15 protein-coding genes and 1 pseudogene are annotated in these 15,377 nt (G+C 65.5%); 6 read left to right on the top strand and 10 right to left on the bottom strand.

All coding sequences use genetic code 11. The features are described from left to right. Nucleotides 1-26: 26 nt before the first annotated feature. The 3 genes from I6F16_RS13080 to I6F16_RS13070 form a co-directional block, all read right to left on the bottom strand. The gene (locus I6F16_RS13080) at nucleotides 27-983 is read right to left on the bottom strand and encodes a sugar ABC transporter permease (protein WP_035998865.1); all 957 of its coding nucleotides are present in this window, start codon (nucleotides 981-983) and stop codon (nucleotides 27-29) included. A 143-nt stretch (nucleotides 984-1,126) separates the two neighbouring features. Next, nucleotides 1,127-2,467: an extracellular solute-binding protein gene (locus tag I6F16_RS13075; RefSeq protein ID WP_225112909.1), complete on the bottom strand. Its 1,341-nt coding sequence runs from the start codon at nucleotides 2,465-2,467 to the stop codon at nucleotides 1,127-1,129. Nucleotides 2,468-2,552: 85 nt separating this feature from the next. Then, complete coding sequence (locus tag I6F16_RS13070) at nucleotides 2,553-3,596, bottom strand: C-terminal binding protein (protein ID WP_057028021.1); 1,044 nt, start codon at nucleotides 3,594-3,596, stop codon at nucleotides 2,553-2,555. Between the two features lie 254 nt (nucleotides 3,597-3,850). On the opposite strand from I6F16_RS13070, the gene I6F16_RS13065 reads away from it, so the two are divergent. Continuing rightward, complete coding sequence (locus tag I6F16_RS13065) at nucleotides 3,851-5,536, top strand: methyl-accepting chemotaxis protein (protein WP_035998883.1); 1,686 nt, start codon at nucleotides 3,851-3,853, stop codon at nucleotides 5,534-5,536. A gap of 122 nt (nucleotides 5,537-5,658) precedes the next feature. Here I6F16_RS13065 and I6F16_RS13060 read toward each other — a convergent pair whose 3' ends face one another. Beyond that, nucleotides 5,659-6,636: a tripartite tricarboxylate transporter substrate binding protein gene (locus I6F16_RS13060; protein ID WP_035998887.1), complete on the bottom strand. Its 978-nt coding sequence runs from the start codon at nucleotides 6,634-6,636 to the stop codon at nucleotides 5,659-5,661. A 97-nt stretch (nucleotides 6,637-6,733) separates the two neighbouring features. Next, nucleotides 6,734-7,669 carry a DMT family transporter gene (locus tag I6F16_RS13055; protein ID WP_225112908.1) on the bottom strand — a complete coding sequence of 312 codons (936 nt, stop codon included), beginning with the start codon at nucleotides 7,667-7,669 and terminating at the stop codon, nucleotides 6,734-6,736. Nucleotides 7,670-7,761: 92 nt separating this feature from the next. Between I6F16_RS13055 and I6F16_RS13050 the strand changes: the two genes are divergently transcribed. After that, nucleotides 7,762-8,163, top strand: coding sequence for a DUF1330 domain-containing protein (locus tag I6F16_RS13050; RefSeq protein ID WP_036022067.1), 402 nt, complete (start codon nucleotides 7,762-7,764; stop codon nucleotides 8,161-8,163). A gap of 193 nt (nucleotides 8,164-8,356) precedes the next feature. Here I6F16_RS13050 and I6F16_RS13045 read toward each other — a convergent pair whose 3' ends face one another. Next, the gene (locus tag I6F16_RS13045) at nucleotides 8,357-9,289 is read right to left on the bottom strand and encodes a DMT family transporter (protein ID WP_035998893.1); all 933 of its coding nucleotides are present in this window, start codon (nucleotides 9,287-9,289) and stop codon (nucleotides 8,357-8,359) included. Nucleotides 9,290-9,712: 423 nt separating this feature from the next. Between I6F16_RS13045 and I6F16_RS13040 the strand changes: the two genes are divergently transcribed. Further along, complete coding sequence (locus I6F16_RS13040) at nucleotides 9,713-11,005, top strand: adenylosuccinate synthase (protein WP_225112907.1); 1,293 nt, start codon at nucleotides 9,713-9,715, stop codon at nucleotides 11,003-11,005. 37 nt (nucleotides 11,006-11,042) lie between these two features. Next, a pseudogene (locus tag I6F16_RS13035) lies at nucleotides 11,043-12,531 on the top strand (hypothetical protein). Between the two features lie 121 nt (nucleotides 12,532-12,652). On the opposite strand, the gene I6F16_RS13030 reads toward I6F16_RS13035, so the two are convergent. The 3 genes from I6F16_RS13030 to I6F16_RS13020 form a co-directional block, all read right to left on the bottom strand. After that, the gene (locus I6F16_RS13030) at nucleotides 12,653-12,925 is read right to left on the bottom strand and encodes a hypothetical protein (protein ID WP_035998968.1); all 273 of its coding nucleotides are present in this window, start codon (nucleotides 12,923-12,925) and stop codon (nucleotides 12,653-12,655) included. A gap of 252 nt (nucleotides 12,926-13,177) precedes the next feature. Further along, nucleotides 13,178-13,396 (bottom strand): hypothetical protein, encoded by a 219-nt coding sequence (locus tag I6F16_RS13025; protein ID WP_192893089.1) that lies wholly within the window; start codon nucleotides 13,394-13,396, stop codon nucleotides 13,178-13,180. Between the two features lie 35 nt (nucleotides 13,397-13,431). Further along, nucleotides 13,432-13,674: a hypothetical protein gene (locus I6F16_RS13020; protein ID WP_225115171.1), complete on the bottom strand. Its 243-nt coding sequence runs from the start codon at nucleotides 13,672-13,674 to the stop codon at nucleotides 13,432-13,434. A 142-nt stretch (nucleotides 13,675-13,816) separates the two neighbouring features. On the opposite strand from I6F16_RS13020, the gene I6F16_RS13015 reads away from it, so the two are divergent. After that, entirely contained in the window at nucleotides 13,817-14,242 is a 426-nt protein-coding gene (locus I6F16_RS13015) for a DUF5413 family protein (RefSeq protein ID WP_035998913.1), read from the top strand. A 58-nt stretch (nucleotides 14,243-14,300) separates the two neighbouring features. After that, entirely contained in the window at nucleotides 14,301-14,843 is a 543-nt protein-coding gene (locus tag I6F16_RS13010; protein ID WP_157288095.1) for a DUF4112 domain-containing protein, read from the top strand. A gap of 239 nt (nucleotides 14,844-15,082) precedes the next feature. Here I6F16_RS13010 and I6F16_RS13005 read toward each other — a convergent pair whose 3' ends face one another. Continuing rightward, a complete protein-coding gene (locus tag I6F16_RS13005) occupies nucleotides 15,083-15,376 on the bottom strand; it encodes a hypothetical protein (protein WP_024337713.1) in 294 nt (97 codons plus the stop codon). Nucleotide 15,377 lies beyond the last annotated feature (1 nt).

Raw genomic sequence — 15,377 nt, 5'->3', positions numbered from 1 at the left:
CCGCGACGGTCGATTGCGCGACGGTTTCAGTCATTGGCCTCTCCCTGCTGCCATTTGCGGCGTGCTAGGCCGAAATAGGAGAACAGCGTCGCGAACACCAGGAACGGGATCATCGACACCGCGATCGCCGCGCCTTCGCCGAGCTCGCCGCCGGCGATGCCGCGCTGGAACGCCAGCGTCGCCAGCAAATGCGTCGAGTTCACCGGACCGCCGCGGGTAATGGCGTAGACCAGCTGGAAGTCAGTGAAGGTGAAGATGATCGAGAACGTCATGACGATGGCGAGGATCGGCAGCATCATCGGGAAGGTGATGTAGCGGAAGCGCTGCCAGGCGCTGGCGCCGTCCAGCATCGCGGCCTCGTAGAGCGAGGGCGAGATGGTCTGCAAGCCCGCCAGCAGCGAGATCGCGACGAAGGGAATGCCGCGCCAGATGTTGGCGGCGATCAGCGAGAACCGCGCCGGCCAGGGCGAGCCGAGGAAGTCGATATTGCTGTCGCGCCAATGCAGCACGTCGACCAGCAGGTAGGAGATGATCGAGAACTGCGGATCGTAGATCCACCAGAACGCCAGCGCCGACAGCACCGTCGGGACGATCCAGGGCAGCAGCACGATGGCGCGCAGCAGGCTCTTGAACGGGAAATGGTTGTTGAGCAGCAGGGCGAGCCAGAAGCCGAGCGCGAATTTTCCGAAGGTCGCCACGGCCGTGTAGAACACGCTGTAGAACACCGCGTTCCACCACAAGGGATCCGTGAGCAGGTACTGGAAATTCTCGATCCCGACATAGATGCCGCGACGGCCGATCGTGGTGTCGGTGAAGGCGAGCCAGACGCCGAGGCCGAGCGGGTAGGTCAGGAATACCGTGAGCAGCCCGAGCGCGGGCGCGAGGCACATCACGATCAGGAACGGCTTGTAGTCGAACAGGCGCACGATCCAGTTCGGCTGTCGTTGCGCCAGTGCGTGGGAGGAGAGGGTGGTCACGGACATAGATTGGTTTGTCCCGTCTGAAGTGTCACGACACCGTCATTGCGAGCGAAGCGAAGCAATCCAGTCTGTCTCCGCAGTGATCGTCTGGATTGCTTCGTCGCAAGTGCTCCTCGCAATGACGGCGGCTCTGTCGTCGTCGCGCTCTACCGCTGCCGCCGGAAGTAGCGTTTGCAGCGCTGCTCGGCTTCCGCAGCCGCGGCTTCCGGCGTGGCGGCTCCGGTGGCGACGGACGCGCACATCTGAATCAGCACGTAATCGGCGCTGACTGCGCCGGTGGCCGTCGAGATCGGCCCCTTGTAGCCGTCATAGTAAGTGCTGTTCATCGTGTTCTTGAACAGGCTCACCTTCGGATCCTGCGACCACACGGCAGCCTCGGCATAGGCGGCCAGCGGCTGCGACCAGTAGCCCGAATTGGCATTGAGCCACGGCTCGTATTGGTCCTTCTCCAGCATGTACTGCAGGAAGGCCTTGGCGGCATTGGGGTACGGGCTGTGCTTGAACACCATGGCGTTCAATGTCAGGCCCGCCATCGGCGAGACCTTGGCGAGGCCCTTGGGCAGCAGCTGATGCTCGCTGTCCTCGGCGATGGACTTGGTGGCCGGGTCGTTCTTCAGCGAGAAGTACAGTGAGACGCCGTTGGCCGTCAGCGCGATCTCCTGCGAGGAATAGGCGCGGTTGTTGCTGACGTCATTCCAGGACGGCGTGCCGGCGATGAAGGTCGGATACAGCTCCTTGACCCAGTTGAGTGCGGCGATCGTCTCCTTGCTGTTGATGGTGACGTTGCCCTCCTCGTCGAGCAGCGAGGCGTTGTGCGACCACAGCGCCCAGTTGGCGAAGCCGTTGCCGTCGCCCTTGGCGTTGCCGAGTGCGAAGCCGGCCGGCTTGCCGGCCTTTTGCAGCTTGCGGCAGAGGTCGAGCACGCCGGCATGATCTTCCGGAACCTTGTCGAAGCCGACCGATTGCAGGACCGACTTGCGGTAGATCAGGGGACCTGCGGTGGCGCCGAACGGCAGTCCGATCCAGGACTCGCTCTTGTTCTTCTTGCCGTAGCGTTGCGCCAGCGGCAGCCAGCCGCCGTACTTCTTGCCGAGATAGTCGGCGACGTCGGTGAGCTCGATCAGCTTGTCGATGTAGATGTGAGGCGCGTCGGAGAAGCCGATGATGATGTCGGGGCCGGCGCCGGAATTCGAGGTCACCGCGGTCTGCTGGTTGATGTCCTCCCAGCCGACGAAGTCGACCTTGACCTCGACCCCGGTGTCCTTGGTGAACTTTGCCGCATTGGCGCGGAACACGTCCTCGTCCGCCTGGACGAAGCGCACCGGGCGCAGCATGCGCAAGGACGCGCCCTTTTCGATCTCGCGCTTGGGTGCCGGGACGTCGGCAGCCTTGATAGCGGACGTTTGCGCTGCAGCACCGGTGGCCGCGAGCGTTGCAGCGGACAGGCCCAGCGCCAAGGCATCACGACGTGTGATGTCGTTCCTCATCAGTACCTCCCTATGATGTCTCCCTTCCCGGCGTTGATCGCCGGTGAAGGGGCCGTTTGGTCCTTGGCGCCTTCGCGCCGCCCGCCTAGCTGTTCGGCCCGCGGTCCATGCTGACGGGCTGCCAGCGGCGGAGCGCGGTGTTCTGCAGCACCGACGGATTGACGCAGCTTACCGGCCACATGCCCTGGAGCACCAGTGACAATTCGTAGCCCACCCGGCGCTTGCGCGCCTCGTCGAACCGTGCCGAGGCCGAGGCGACATGGGCGGTCAGGGTCACGTTCTCCATGCCGAGCAGGGGATTGTTGTGCGAGGGCGGCTCCTTTTCCAGCACGTCGAGAGCGGCGTGCGCGATCCAGCCCTCCTGCAGCGCCTTGATCAGGCTCTCCTCGTCCACGGTGGCACCGCGGCCGGTGTTGATGAAGATCGAGCCTTTCTTCATCTGTCGGAAGTGCTTCTCGGTCAGCATGTGATGCACCTCGGGCCGCGCCGGGGCATGCATCGAGACGAAGTCGGATTGCGACAGCACCTCGTTCAGCGTCGCCGGGATCACGCCGTGTTCGTACATCAGCGTTTCCTGGATGAAGGGATCGTAGGCCATCATGCGCAGGCCGAAAGGCGCGGCGCGTCTCGCGACCGCACGCGCAACCCGGCCGAACGAGATGAAGCCGAGCGTCTGGCCCATCAGCCTCGGGATTTTCAGCAGCGCCGGCCGGCCCTCGGCCCAGCGGCCGTCGCGCACCATGCGGTCCTGCTCGACCAGGCGGCGGAAGCCGGCGAGCAGCAGCATCATGGCGTGGTCGGCGACCTCCTCGATGAAGGTGTCAGGAATGTTGGTGACCGGAATGCCGCGGGCCGTGGCGGCCTTGACGTCGACACTGTCGACGCCGACCGAGCCGAGCGTGATCACCTTGCAGCTCTCGAGCGCGTCGATGATCGACTTGGTGATCGGGATGCCCTTGGCGTAGATCGCGTCGGCGTTCTTCGCGGCGGCGATGAACCCGGCCTCGTCGGCGGGCGCCTCGACGATCTCGGCATCGATCGGATCGAGCGCCTCGCGCTCATAGGAATAATCGCTGCCGGCGACCGTGAAGCTCGCACCCTTCGGCGTCACCACCCTGTATTTCGGCATTATCTGCTCCCGATTTGGTTTCTTGTCGTGGTCCGCCTCGACGAGCGGGCCTTTGCGTCTTTTACGCGAAATTCGGGCAAGTGCGTACAATTCACGGTTGTTGCGGGCGAGGTATATTTCCGTTTTTCCGTGCAAGCCCCGGGCTTCTACGGAGGTGCGTAAGTAACTTGCTAAGGGCTCCGCCACTAAGACTTGATTCGAATTTGATCGATCTCGACATGCGCCCGCACCCCAATATTGCCGGAGCTAACCCCGTGAAGTTGAGCAATCTGAAGATCGCCCCGAAGCTTGGCATTCTCGTTGGAGTCACGCTGTTCGGCCTCTGCATCTCCGGAGTTCTCGCTGGCTATCTGATGAAGCGCGAGATGGTGAATGCGCGCATCGACCAGGCCAAGGCGATCGTCGAGCTGGCGCGCAACTATGCCGCCGCGTTGAAGAAGCGCGTCGATGCCGGCGAAATGACGAAGGACGCCGCTATGGCCGAGCTTCGCCGCTACGGCAACGCGATGACCTATGACAAGGGTGCCGGCTACCTGTTCGGCACGTCCTATGACGGTCTCACCCAGCTTGCGCCCGATCCGAAGGTGATCGGCACCAACCGAATGGACGTCGTGACCAACGGCCGCAAGCTGTCGCTGGAATTGATGAACGGCGTCAAGGCCAACGGCGAGATCCTGCTTCACTATGAATATATGAAGCCCGGCCAGGAAACGCCGATCCGCAAGATCGGTTACGCGGTCGCGGTCCCCGGCTTCGATATGTATCTCGGCACCGGCGCCTATCTGGATGACATCGACGCCAAGATGGGTCCGGTCTACTGGCTGCTCGGCCTGGCGGTGCTCGGCATCGTCATCGTTGCCGGCAGCGTCGCCTGGATGATCGGCCGCAGCATCAGTGCTCCGCTCGGGCTGCTCGGCACCCGGATGCGGGAGCTGGCCGACGGCAAGCTCGAAGGCGACATCCCCGGCGTCGGTCGTGGCGACGAGATCGGCGCGATGGCATCGACCGTGCAGATCTTCAAGGACAACGCGATCCGCATCCGCGACCTCGAGAAGACCGACGCGGACGCCAAGGAACGCGCCGCGGCGGATCGCCGCAGCGCCATGGAGGAGATCGCCAACGATTTCGAGCGCAGCGTCAACGGCATCGTCCGCTCGGTCTCCTCGGCCGCAGCCGGCATGCAGACCACGGCGCAATCGATGACCGCGACCGCCAGCGATGCCTCCTCGCGCGCGGCGACCGTCGGTGCCGCCTCGCAGAAGGCGTCCGGCAATGTTGGCACCGTTGCGGCCGCCGCCGAAGAGCTGTCGAGCTCGGTTGCGGAAATCTCCCGCCAGGTGACGCGCTCGACTGAAGTTGCGAGCCGTGCCGTCAGCGATGCCGAGCGCACCAACGCCACGGTGCAGGAGCTCTCCACCGGTGCCGAGAAGATCGGCGAGGTGGTCAAGCTCATTCACTCGATCGCGGCGCAGACCAACCTGCTCGCGCTCAACGCCACCATCGAGGCGGCGCGTGCCGGCGAGTCCGGCCGCGGCTTCGCCGTGGTCGCCTCCGAGGTCAAGGCGCTCGCCAACCAGACCGCGAAGGCGACCGAGGAGATCTCCGCCCAGGTCGCGGCGATGCAGACCTCGACCAGCGATGCGGTGTCGGCCATCTCCGGCATCACCCAGACGATCGCCGAGATGAGCGAGATCACCGCCGGCATTTCCGCATCGATCGAGCAGCAGGGCGAGGCGACGCGCGAGATCGCCCGCAACATCCAGTCGGTCGCGGCCGGCTCGAGCGAGATCAACGCCCATATCGGCAGCGTCACCTCGGCCGCCGAAGCGACCGGCAGCGCGGCCAGCGATGTGCTCACCAACGCCCGCGAGCTGGACACCCAGTCCGGCGCGCTGCGCGATGCCGTCGATGGCTTCCTCGCCAAGGTCCGCGCGGCGTAAATTCTTGCGCTGAATTCGTAGGGTGGGCAAAGACGCGAAGCGTCGTGCCCACCTTTTTATTTTTGAGTTCGCGGAGACTCCGCGGTGGGCACGCTGCGCTTTGCCCACCCTACGAGACCGTACTACTGCTTCTCGATCTTCGCGTTGGCGATCAGCTTCTCCCACAGCACCAGCTGCTCGTTCACGAAGGTGCCGAGCTGCTCCGGCGTGCCGGAAAAAGCGTCCATGCCGAGCGTGGCGAGCTTGGCCTTGATCTCCGGGTTCTCGATGATCTTGCGGATCTCGGTGTTGAGCCGGGTCACGATCTCCTTCGGCATGCCGGCCGGGCCGAAATAGCCCTGCCAGGACGTGATGTCGAAGTCCGGCACGCCGGCCTCCTGCATCGAGGGCAGGTGTGGCACCAGCGGCGTCCGGTTCTTGGTGGTGACGGCGAGCGCGCGCAGCGCGTTGCCGTTGACATGGGGCAGGCCGGTCAGGATGTCGACGAACATCATCGACACGCGGCCGCCCATGACGTCGTTGAGCGCCGGCGGCGAACTCTTGTAGGGCACGTGCAGCAGGTCGAGCCCGGCATTGTGCGCGAAGGTCGCGCCCGATACGATCGCCGCCGAGGAGCCCGAGGCGTAGCTCAGCTTGCCCGGATTGGCCTTGCCATAGGCCACCAGCTCTCCGACCGTCTTGGCCGGCACCTCGGGATTGATGACCAGCATGAAGGGCAGATCGCCGGTGCGGGCAATCGGGGTGAAATCCTTGACCGGATCGTAAGTGAGGCTCTTGAGCAGATAGGGATTGGCCGAATGCGTCGTGTTGGTCGTCACCAGCAGCGTGTAGCCGTCGGGAGCAGCCTTCGCGACATAGGTCGCGGCAAGCATACCGTTGGCCCCCGCCTTGTTCTCGATCACGATGGGAACGCCGAGCGCCTGCGACAGATGCTGCGAAATCAGCCGCGTCGTGGTGTCGGTGCCGCTGCCGGCCGCGAAGGGCAGCACCAGCGTGATGTTGCGGCTGGGATAGGTGTCGGCGTGAGCGGTGGATGCTGCCGTGAGGCATAGCGCGGCCGCGGCGACGGTCCGCAGGTTTCGAATCAGCCCTGAAATCATGTCGGTCGTTCCCTCTTTTTGGTTGGCGGGGAACCTAGCTTGTCCAAAGGGGAATCGGAAGATGGCTATAGGTCGTGACCGCGTCCGTCGCGCGGAATTATGTCATCGCCGAGCCCCGCCGCGATGCAAGCACGACTCCGGCGAGCACCAGCGCGTAGCCGATTAGGTGGAACGGCTGCAGCTTCTCGCCCAGCAGCACTATCGCCAGCGCCGAGCCGAACACCGGCACCAGATGGAAGAACGGCGCCGCCCGGTTCGGCCCGATCAGCGCCACGCCGCGGTTGAAGAAGAGATAGGCGAGTGTGGAGGGGAAGATCAGGATGTAGCCCAGTGTCGCCAGCGTGGTCGCGTCGAATTGCAGCACGCGGCCGGTCGCCGCCTCCCAGATCGCCGTCGGCAGCAGCATCGTCGCGCCGCAGCAGGTGGTGAAGGACAGGAAGGAGAGCTGGTGGATCTTCGGCCGGCGCGGGATGAAGGCCGAGTAGAGCCCGAACGCCACCAGCGAGGAGGCGAACATGATGTCGCCCCTGTTGAAGCTGATGCTTGCCAGCGCCGCGAGGTCGCCGCGCAGGATGATGATCAGCACGCCGAGCAGCGAGATCGCGATGCCGCCGAGCTGCGCGCCGGTCAGCCGCACGCCGAACAGCACCAGCGACCACAGCGCCACGAACAGCGGACCCGCCGACTGGATCAGCAGCGCATTCAGCGCCTCGGTGTATTGCAGCGCCCAGTACGAGATCGCGTTGTTGAAGGCAAAGCCGACCAGCGACAGGAACAGCATCAGGGGCATGCTCTTGCGCAACGCAGGCCAGTCGCGCTTCAGATGCGGCCAGGCGAACGGCAACAGGATCAGGAACACGCCGAACCAGCGGATCGTGGTGATCGTCAGCGGCGGCACATGCGCCCCGACATGGCGCGCGAGCACGATGTTGCCGGCCCAGAACAGCGAGCTAAGGCTGAGCAGCAGATAAGGCTGGTTGTTGAGCCAGCTGGCCGGATTGGCGGCCGGTGGCGCGGGCGAAGCGGTCGTCATGGGCGTTGGATACAACTTGCGCCCGATTGCCGCGATGGCACAAGTCACAGCGCCGCAATGCTACAATGCAGCCGAGCCCTAAGGAGGTGCCATTGGCGGTCAATATGTTGAACATCGAGGGCCTGGAGCGGCTCGATCCGAATGCGCCGGTGGTGATGCTGAACCTGATGCGCTTCCACGCGCGCTCGCTCGATGGCGACGGGTCGGGCTGGGACGCATACTTGCGCTACAGCGCGATCACGGTGCCGATGATCAAGGCGCGCGGCGGCACGCTGCTCTGGACCGGTGAAGGCAAGGCGGTCGCACTCGGTCCGCACGCGGGCAACGATTGGGACTTCGTCGCGCTGGTCCATTACCCGTCCGTCTCGGCCTTTCTCGACATGATGACCTCGCAAGCCTACGAGCGCGAAGCCGATCCGCATCGCGTCAACGGCTGCGCCGAGCACGTGATCATTGCGACGAGCGAGGCGTACAGCAAGTTCAAGACGAAGTAGCAGCGCGTGCACTTTTCCCCTCTCCCCTTGTGGGAGAGGGTGGCTCGCCGCGTAGCGGCGAGACGGGTGAGGGGTCTCTCTCCGCGAGTCCACTCCCAATTGAATGCGCGGAGACAACCCCTCATCCGGCGCTTCGCGCCACCTTCTCCCGCAAGGGAGAAGGGAAGTGCAGCGAGCGCTTCGATGAAGCCGCCTAACTTGCCTGCTTTCGCGACGCCGCGAACACGCCCGCCAGCACCAATGCGAAACCGATGAAGTGGAACGCCTGCGGGTGCTCGCCCAGAAACGCCATCGCCATGATCGAGCCGAACACCGGCACGACGTGGAAGAACGGTGCGGCGCGGTTGGCGCCAATCAGGCGCACGCCGCGATTGAAGCAGAGATAGGCGAGCGTCGAGGGAAAGACGGCGACGTAGAACAGGGTCAGGAGGTTCGGCCCGTCGAGCTTCATCACCGGGCGAGCGGACAGTTCCCAGATCTCCAGCGGAATGAGACAGGCGGCGCCGCAGCCGAAGGTGAAGGCGAGGAACGAGAGGCCGTGCATCGGCGGCCGCCTCAGTGACAGCACCGAATAGAGCGCGAAGATCAGGAGCGCGAGCAGGAAGATCAGGTCGCCCTTGTTGAAGTCGATGCTCGACAGCGTGGTGAAATCGCCGTGCAGCAGGATGGTCAGCACGCCGCACATCGACAGCAGCACGCCGAAGGCCTGCGCGGCGGTGAGACGAATGCCGAGGATGACCAGCGACCACAACGCCACCAGCAGCGGCGCGGCCGACTGCAGCAGCAGCGTGTTGAGCGCCTGGGTGTGCTCCAGCGCCCAATATTGCAGCGTGTTGAAGGCGCCGATGCCGGTGACCGAGAGCGTGACCATCAGGCCGAGCTTGCCGCGGATCGCCGGCCAGTCCTGCACGAGGTGCTTGAAGGCGAACGGCAGCACCAGCAGGAAGGCAAAGAACCAGCGCAGGAACGACAGCGTCACCGGCGGAATGTGGCCGGCAGCGAGCCGCCCGACGATGGCGTTGCCGGCCCAGCACAGCGCGGTGATGCTGAGCAGCAGGTAAGGCTGGTTGGCGATCCAGCTGTGGCCGGATGTTTCCGCGGGCGTGGTCTGGCCGGTGGCGGACATTGTGATGGTTGAGCCCCGCGTCGAGTACGCCGAGCCCTCCGGCCCGGCGAGGTCCGGGCCGGCTGATCACCCGGCAGGTCCAAAGACACGGAAAACCAGGTTGCATCAACGGGGACGGGCGCATCGCGACCATGCTGGCGGCGAAGGCAGCCTCTCCCGCTTTGGTCGAAGCCGCCTGCGCCGGCCCGCCAGGGCCCGGGATTTTCCGCGGATATCAAGGGCTTGGACCGGACGTTGGACCCCGAAAAAGCCCCGTTCTTGCTTGCCTAGAAGGGCTGCTTCCTTTATCCGGTTGGCTGCCTTGCGTGCGGGCGGCTCCGGCTGCCGATTGGGCTGGGCGCAGGCGTGATCCCGGAAGAGTGGGCACCGGTTTTCCGCGAGGATCATGCCTTCTAGAGACAGATTGAACAGGATTACCCGCGAATGGCCAATGTTGTCGTCGTCGGCGCCCAATGGGGCGACGAAGGGAAGGGCAAGATCGTCGACTGGTTGTCGGAGCAGGCGGATATCGTCGTCCGCTTCCAGGGCGGCCACAATGCCGGCCACACGCTGGTGATCAACGGCAAGACCTACAAGCTCGCGCTCCTGCCCTCCGGCGTGCTGCGCGAGGGCAAGCTGTCGGTGATCGGCAACGGCGTGGTGTTCGATCCCGCCGCCTTTCTCGACGAGGTCGCCAGGCTCAGGTCGCAGGACGTCGATGTCGGCCCCGACAACCTGCGTGTCGCGGAAAACGTCACGTTGATCCTGCCGCTGCACCGCGAGCTCGACGCGCACCGCGAATCCGCCAGCGCCGCCACCGCGATCGGCACCACCCGCCGCGGCATCGGGCCGGCCTATGAAGACAAGGTCGGCCGCCGTGCCATCCGCCTGATGGATCTGGCCGATCATCAGACGCTGCCACACAAGATCGACCGCCTGCTGGCGCACCACAACGCGCTGCGCCGCGGCCTCAACCTACCGGAATTCGACGGCGCGGTGATCCTGAAGGAGCTGATGGCGATGGCGCCGCAGCTGCTGCCCTATGCCGAGACGGTCTGGCGGCTGCTCGATATCGAGCGGCGCGCCGGCAAGCGCATGTTGTTCGAGGGCGCGCAAGGCGCGCTGCTCGACGTCGACCACGGCACCTATCCCTACGTCACCTCGTCCAACACGGTGGCGGCGCAGGCCGCGACCGGCGCCGGCCTCGGGCCAGGCGCGGTCGGCTACGTGCTCGGCCTGTGCAAGGCCTACACGACCCGCGTCGGCCAGGGCCCGTTCCCGACCGAGCAGGACAACGAGATCGGCCGCAAGATCGGCGAGCGCGGCCGCGAGTTCGGCACCAATACCGGCCGTCCGCGCCGCTGCGGCTGGTTCGACGCCGTGCTGGTCCGCCAGGCGGTCCGGACCTGCGGCATCAACGGCCTGGCGCTGACCAAGCTCGACATCCTCGACGGCTTCGATTCGATCGAGGTCTGCACCGGCTACAGGCTCGACGGCAAGGAGATCGACCATTTCCCGGCCGGCGAGGGCGCGCAAAGCCGGGTCGAGCCGATCTACGAGACCATCGAGGGCTGGAAGGAGCCGACCGCCAATGCGCGGTCCTGGGCCGACCTGCCGGCGCAGGCCATCAAATATGTCCGGCGGATCGAGGAATTGGTGGGATGTCCGGTCGCGCTGCTTTCCACCAGCCCGGAACGCGAAGATACTATCCTGGTGCAAAATCCGTTTGAGGCTTAACGATATCTTACCGGGACGCGCGTATAGTTGAGTAGAAATGGCTGATTACTATCCGCTGATCGCCCGCGCTATTGCCGCCCTGGACCCCAACGCTCCCGGCGAAAGCCGTCGCGCGCTCTATGAACGGGCGCGCACGGCCCTGATCGCGCAGCTGCGCAGCGTGCAGCCGCCGCTCTCCGAATCCGAGATCACCCGGGAACGGCTGTCGCTCGAGGAGGCCGTCCGCAAGGTCGAATCGGAGGCCGCCCAGCGGGCCCGCGAGGCCTCGCGTCCCGGTGGCGCCGCCCGCTCCGGCTCGAGTGGCGATGCCTTCCGCCGCGCCAGCACCCGTGCCACCGAGGCGAGCCCGGCTGCGGCTCCGCCGCGCACGCGTCCGGCCCCGACGCCGCCGCGCGCCGACCGCCCGTCCTTCAACGTTGATGATCAAGGCGAGGCCCCGCGGCCGCCGCGCGCGCCCCGTTTCGACGCCCCGCGCCCACCCTGGCGATCGCGGCTTCCGCGACATCACGGCCGACGCCAACGATCTCGGCGGTGCTGCCGCGCAGGCCAGCCGCGCCGCGCGCCGCACCTACGCCAACGTGCCCTCGCCCTCGCCGGAATTCGACCGGCTGGAGCCGAGCCTGGAAAACCGCGCCGGCGAGACCGAAGCGCCCTATTCCTACGACGAGTCGATCGAGGAGGCCGAGCGCTACGCGCCGCAGCCGCCGTCGCCGCGTCCGCGCATCGCCCCCGATCGCGACGTCAAGAAGCGCGCCCGCACCGGCTCCGCCTTTCCGTTCAAGAGCGCGATTGCCGTCGGCATCGTGCTCATCCTGGTCGGCGCCGGCATTCTCTGGGGCAAGCAACTGGTCCAAATCGTCAACGGCTTTCTCAAGCCGTCCGCGACGCAAGTTGCTGACACGCCGACGACGCCGGCGCAGCCGCAGAGCAAGCCCAAGATTCCCGATCGCGTCGGTCAGCCCTCGGCGGACCAGCCGGTCGCGCCGGTGGCGCAGAAGGTCGTGCTCTACGACGAGGATCCGTCCGATCCGAAGGGCAAGCAATATGTCGGCTCGGTGGTGTGGCGGCTCGAGCCGATCAAGGCCTCGGGCAACCAGAAGGCCGACGTCGCCGTGCGCGCCGACATCGAGATTCCCGACCGCAAGTTCAAGATGACGATGTCGTTCCGCCGCAACACCGATTCCTCGTTGCCGGCGAGCCACACGGCGGAGCTGACCTTCATCCTGCCGCAGGATTTCCCCGGCGGCAGCGTCTCCAACGTGCCGGGCATCTTGATGAAGTCGAACGAGCAGGCCCGCGGCACGCCGCTCGCCGGCCTCGCGGTCAAGGTCACCGACGGCTTCTTCCTGGTCGGCCTCTCCAATGTCGACGCCGACCGCGCCCGCAACGTCCAGCTCCTGAAGGAGCGCTCCTGGTTCGACGTGCCGCTGGTCTACGCCAACCAGCGCCGTGCCATCATCGCCATCGAGAAGGGCGCCCCCGGCGAGCGCGCCTTCAACGACGCCTTCGCGCAGTGGGGCGATTAAGGCTCTTCTGTCATTCCGGGGCGCGCATAGCGCGAACCCGGAATCCATTTCACCGCGTCACATGCCGCCCGATGGATTCCGGGCTCGTGCTTCGCACGCCCCGGAATGACGTCCGAGAGGTCTACTGCGCCGCGGCTTCCCGCTTGCGCGATGCCGCGGCGGCGGCGTGCTGGCGGTCCATCACGGCGCGGCAGCCGGGGCTGACCTGCGCCTTGTTCCGCACCATGCAGGCGGTGATCCGCGGGATGTCGGGAATCTCGCTGGAGCACAGCCGCATGGCGTCACCCGAGCACATCTGCTGGGCTTCTTGCGTGAAGGCGAGACTGGGTGAGGTCTGGAGAGCGAAGGTGGTGGCGACTGCGAAGAGCGAAGCGATGGTCTGAAGGCGTGTCATGTGGAATGGATCCCCGAGTTCCCTTAAGGCTTGAGCCGCTTGGTTTTGGGGCGCCGCACGCGGCTTGATCTGCCGCATGTCGCAGCCTTCACATCGGGAGCTTCGATCCCGCGTGTGGTCGCTCGACTTCTTGATGCTCGAATCGAAAGTGCTGCGCCGCCCGAGCGAAGTATGCGCCATTGTCACGCGCCCGCAATGGCCGGCACAAAGGAATTCGCAATTGTTGCACGCCAGTCACGTCGCGCGATCGGATCAGCCGATCGGAGACGCTTGTTCCTCATCGCTCGCGCCGAGAGCGGCGGCGTGCTCCTCGACAGCGGTAACGCCCTTGGGCGTCAGCTCGAACAGATCGCCGTCCTTCATCACGTAGCCGTCGGCGATCAATTGCCCCATCTTGCCCTGCCGGTCGTCGGCAAAGGCAACGGACTGGCTGATGTCCCGCAGGATCGAGAGCTCTTCGTCGTGCAACATGGCGTCACTCTCCGTTCGCGGGTATGGGTCCGTCCTCACATGCCGTGGCTCTGAAACACCTTGCTGCAGGACTTCGACAGCTTGGCCCGGTTGGCTTGCAGGCAACTCTGCACCGCGCCGTCATTGCCGAGGTCCTTGCGGCAGAAGCGCTGCGCATCGCGCGTGCAAGCCTGCCGCTCCTGCGGCGTGCCCATCTGGCCTTGGGCCAGCGCGGGTGCCGTCGGCAGGCTGCTCAGGGCCGCCAGCGCGATCGTCGCCAGGAGAAATTTGCGGGCCATCGGCGGCTCCAGTCTGCCAGGGATCAATTCAGGTCCAGCATGAACTCATCGCCTTGCCACTTGTTCCCCTTAAGGAGCCCGGCGCCCGCTGTTCAAGGTTCCCGCTGCGCTGCTATAACGCCTGCAGAGTGTGAGGTGCTTGATGAAACGCTATCTGGTATTTGCGCTGGTCGTCCCATTCATCGGCGGGTTCCTGCTGCTGCTGACGACGACCTACCAGTCAGGCTATTGGGCCCAGACCAACCTCGGCGAGGTCGGCAAGCTGTTCGCGGTGTTCTTCAAGACGCTCCAATACAGTTACCTGTTCGGGTTCTTGCCTGCGCTGATGATCGGCGCAGTCGATGACATCCTGATCCACATCCGCCGGATTGGGCCGGTCTTGCGGATGCTCCTGGTCGGCCTGTTCGCCTTCGCTCTGGCCTCGCTCACCCACAGCTCGCGCGGGCCGGATTCGGGCGCGGTGCAGTTCATCCTGTACGGGCTCGTCGGTTTCGTGCCGGCGGTGATTTCATCCTGGCTGGTGCATCGCTACGTCGAGGAGCCGCAAGCCGCGCCGGTGCCGACCTGACGCGCGGCGTTCGGGCGCGGCCGCAACCTCCGCCGCGCTGGCGCGTTCACTGAAGGCCATGGCCATGCAAGACGACGACATCCTCGCTCCGCGCAAATCCCGTTCCGGGAGCGGCTCGCATGCGCGCTTTTCGCGCGACGAGGCGCGCGGCCCGATCATCGATCAGGACGGCCACGAGATCAGGCCGGAAAGCCTGGAGCAGGGATTTCGCGAGTTTCGTTTCGAGTTCGGTCAAGGCAGCCCGTTCGGCAATCTGACGCGCGAGCAGCGGATCGCGCGGCTCGAGGCGATCGCCAAGCTGCTCGACGTCGCCTTCATCCTGCCCGGCACCAACATCCGCTACGGCATCGACGGGCTGATCGGATTGATTCCCGTCGTCGGCGACATCATCACCACCGCGATCTCGCTGTGGCTGGTGCGCGAAGCCCGCGCGCTGGGCGCGCCCTGGCACATCACGGCGCGCATGCTCGGCAATGTCGCGGTTGACGGCGTGGTCGGCCTCGTCCCGTTCGCGGGCGACGCCTTCGACGTCATGTTCCGCGCCAACACGCGCAACGTCCGCCTGCTCCAGCGCTGGCTGGAAAAGCAGCCGCGGATGTAGCCTGGCTGAGAGCGCTCGCCGCGAGTCCGACTGGTCGACAATGCGCTCGATCTCCCTGCGTCGTCATTGCGAGCGCAGCGAAGCAATCCAGAATCTTTCCGCGGAGGGACGCTGGATTGCTTCGCTGCGCTCGCAATGACGGATGAGAGATAGCGGGTGAGAAAGCCCCCAAACACAAAAGGCGCGACGACCTTTCGGCCATCGCGCCTTCTGCGCACATCGAACTTTGTTGCGAAAGCTTACGCCGCGTCGGCGTCGGTCTCCGCGGCCGGGGCCGGCTTGGGCCGGCGGGGCAGCGGGAAGGCATCGCTCTCGTACAGCGAGCGGATGCCGTTCTGGTCGAAGCGCGCTTCCTCGACCTGGAGATAGGCGCCGTTCAGCGAGTCCGTCGGCAACTGCTCCATCGCGAACTGCACGGCCTCGGCCGCAGTGCCGAACCGCCGATAGGTGAAGCCCGCGCGCTTCTTCTTGCGGATGGCGGCGGGGAAGAGCTCGGCGGAGGTGTTGAAGTTGAACGGACGCAGTGGACGCATG

This window comes from Bradyrhizobium sp. IC4060, assembly GCF_020193715.1.
GTDB classification, from domain to species: domain Bacteria; phylum Pseudomonadota; class Alphaproteobacteria; order Rhizobiales; family Xanthobacteraceae; genus Bradyrhizobium; species Bradyrhizobium yuanmingense.
Note: the sequence above shows the minus strand (reverse complement) of the source record. Positions and strands in the feature narration are given on the sequence as shown.

What these genes read in the sequence shown, in the direction of transcription:
- I6F16_RS13080 (WP_035998865.1), bottom strand. Translation starts at nt 983, where the DNA reads ATGTCCGTGACCACCCTCTCCTCCCACGCACTGGCGCAACGACAGCCG.
- I6F16_RS13075 (WP_225112909.1), bottom strand. Translation starts at nt 2,467, where the DNA reads ATGAGGAACGACATCACACGTCGTGATGCCTTGGCGCTGGGCCTGTCC.
- I6F16_RS13070 (WP_057028021.1), bottom strand. Translation starts at nt 3,596, where the DNA reads ATGCCGAAATACAGGGTGGTGACGCCGAAGGGTGCGAGCTTCACGGTC.
- I6F16_RS13060 (WP_035998887.1), bottom strand. Translation starts at nt 6,636, where the DNA reads ATGATTTCAGGGCTGATTCGAAACCTGCGGACCGTCGCCGCGGCCGCG.
- I6F16_RS13055 (WP_225112908.1), bottom strand. Translation starts at nt 7,669, where the DNA reads ATGACGACCGCTTCGCCCGCGCCACCGGCCGCCAATCCGGCCAGCTGG.
- I6F16_RS13045 (WP_035998893.1), bottom strand. Translation starts at nt 9,289, where the DNA reads ATGTCCGCCACCGGCCAGACCACGCCCGCGGAAACATCCGGCCACAGC.
- I6F16_RS13040 (WP_225112907.1), top strand. Translation starts at nt 9,713, where the DNA reads ATGGCCAATGTTGTCGTCGTCGGCGCCCAATGGGGCGACGAAGGGAAG.
- I6F16_RS13030 (WP_035998968.1), bottom strand. Translation starts at nt 12,925, where the DNA reads ATGACACGCCTTCAGACCATCGCTTCGCTCTTCGCAGTCGCCACCACC.
- I6F16_RS13025 (WP_192893089.1), bottom strand. Translation starts at nt 13,396, where the DNA reads ATGTTGCACGACGAAGAGCTCTCGATCCTGCGGGACATCAGCCAGTCC.
- I6F16_RS13020 (WP_225115171.1), bottom strand. Translation starts at nt 13,674, where the DNA reads ATGGCCCGCAAATTTCTCCTGGCGACGATCGCGCTGGCGGCCCTGAGC.
- I6F16_RS13015 (WP_035998913.1), top strand. Translation starts at nt 13,817, where the DNA reads ATGAAACGCTATCTGGTATTTGCGCTGGTCGTCCCATTCATCGGCGGG.
- I6F16_RS13010 (WP_157288095.1), top strand. Translation starts at nt 14,301, where the DNA reads ATGGCCATGCAAGACGACGACATCCTCGCTCCGCGCAAATCCCGTTCC.
- I6F16_RS13005 (WP_024337713.1), bottom strand. Translation starts at nt 15,376, where the DNA reads ATGCGTCCACTGCGTCCGTTCAACTTCAACACCTCCGCCGAGCTCTTC.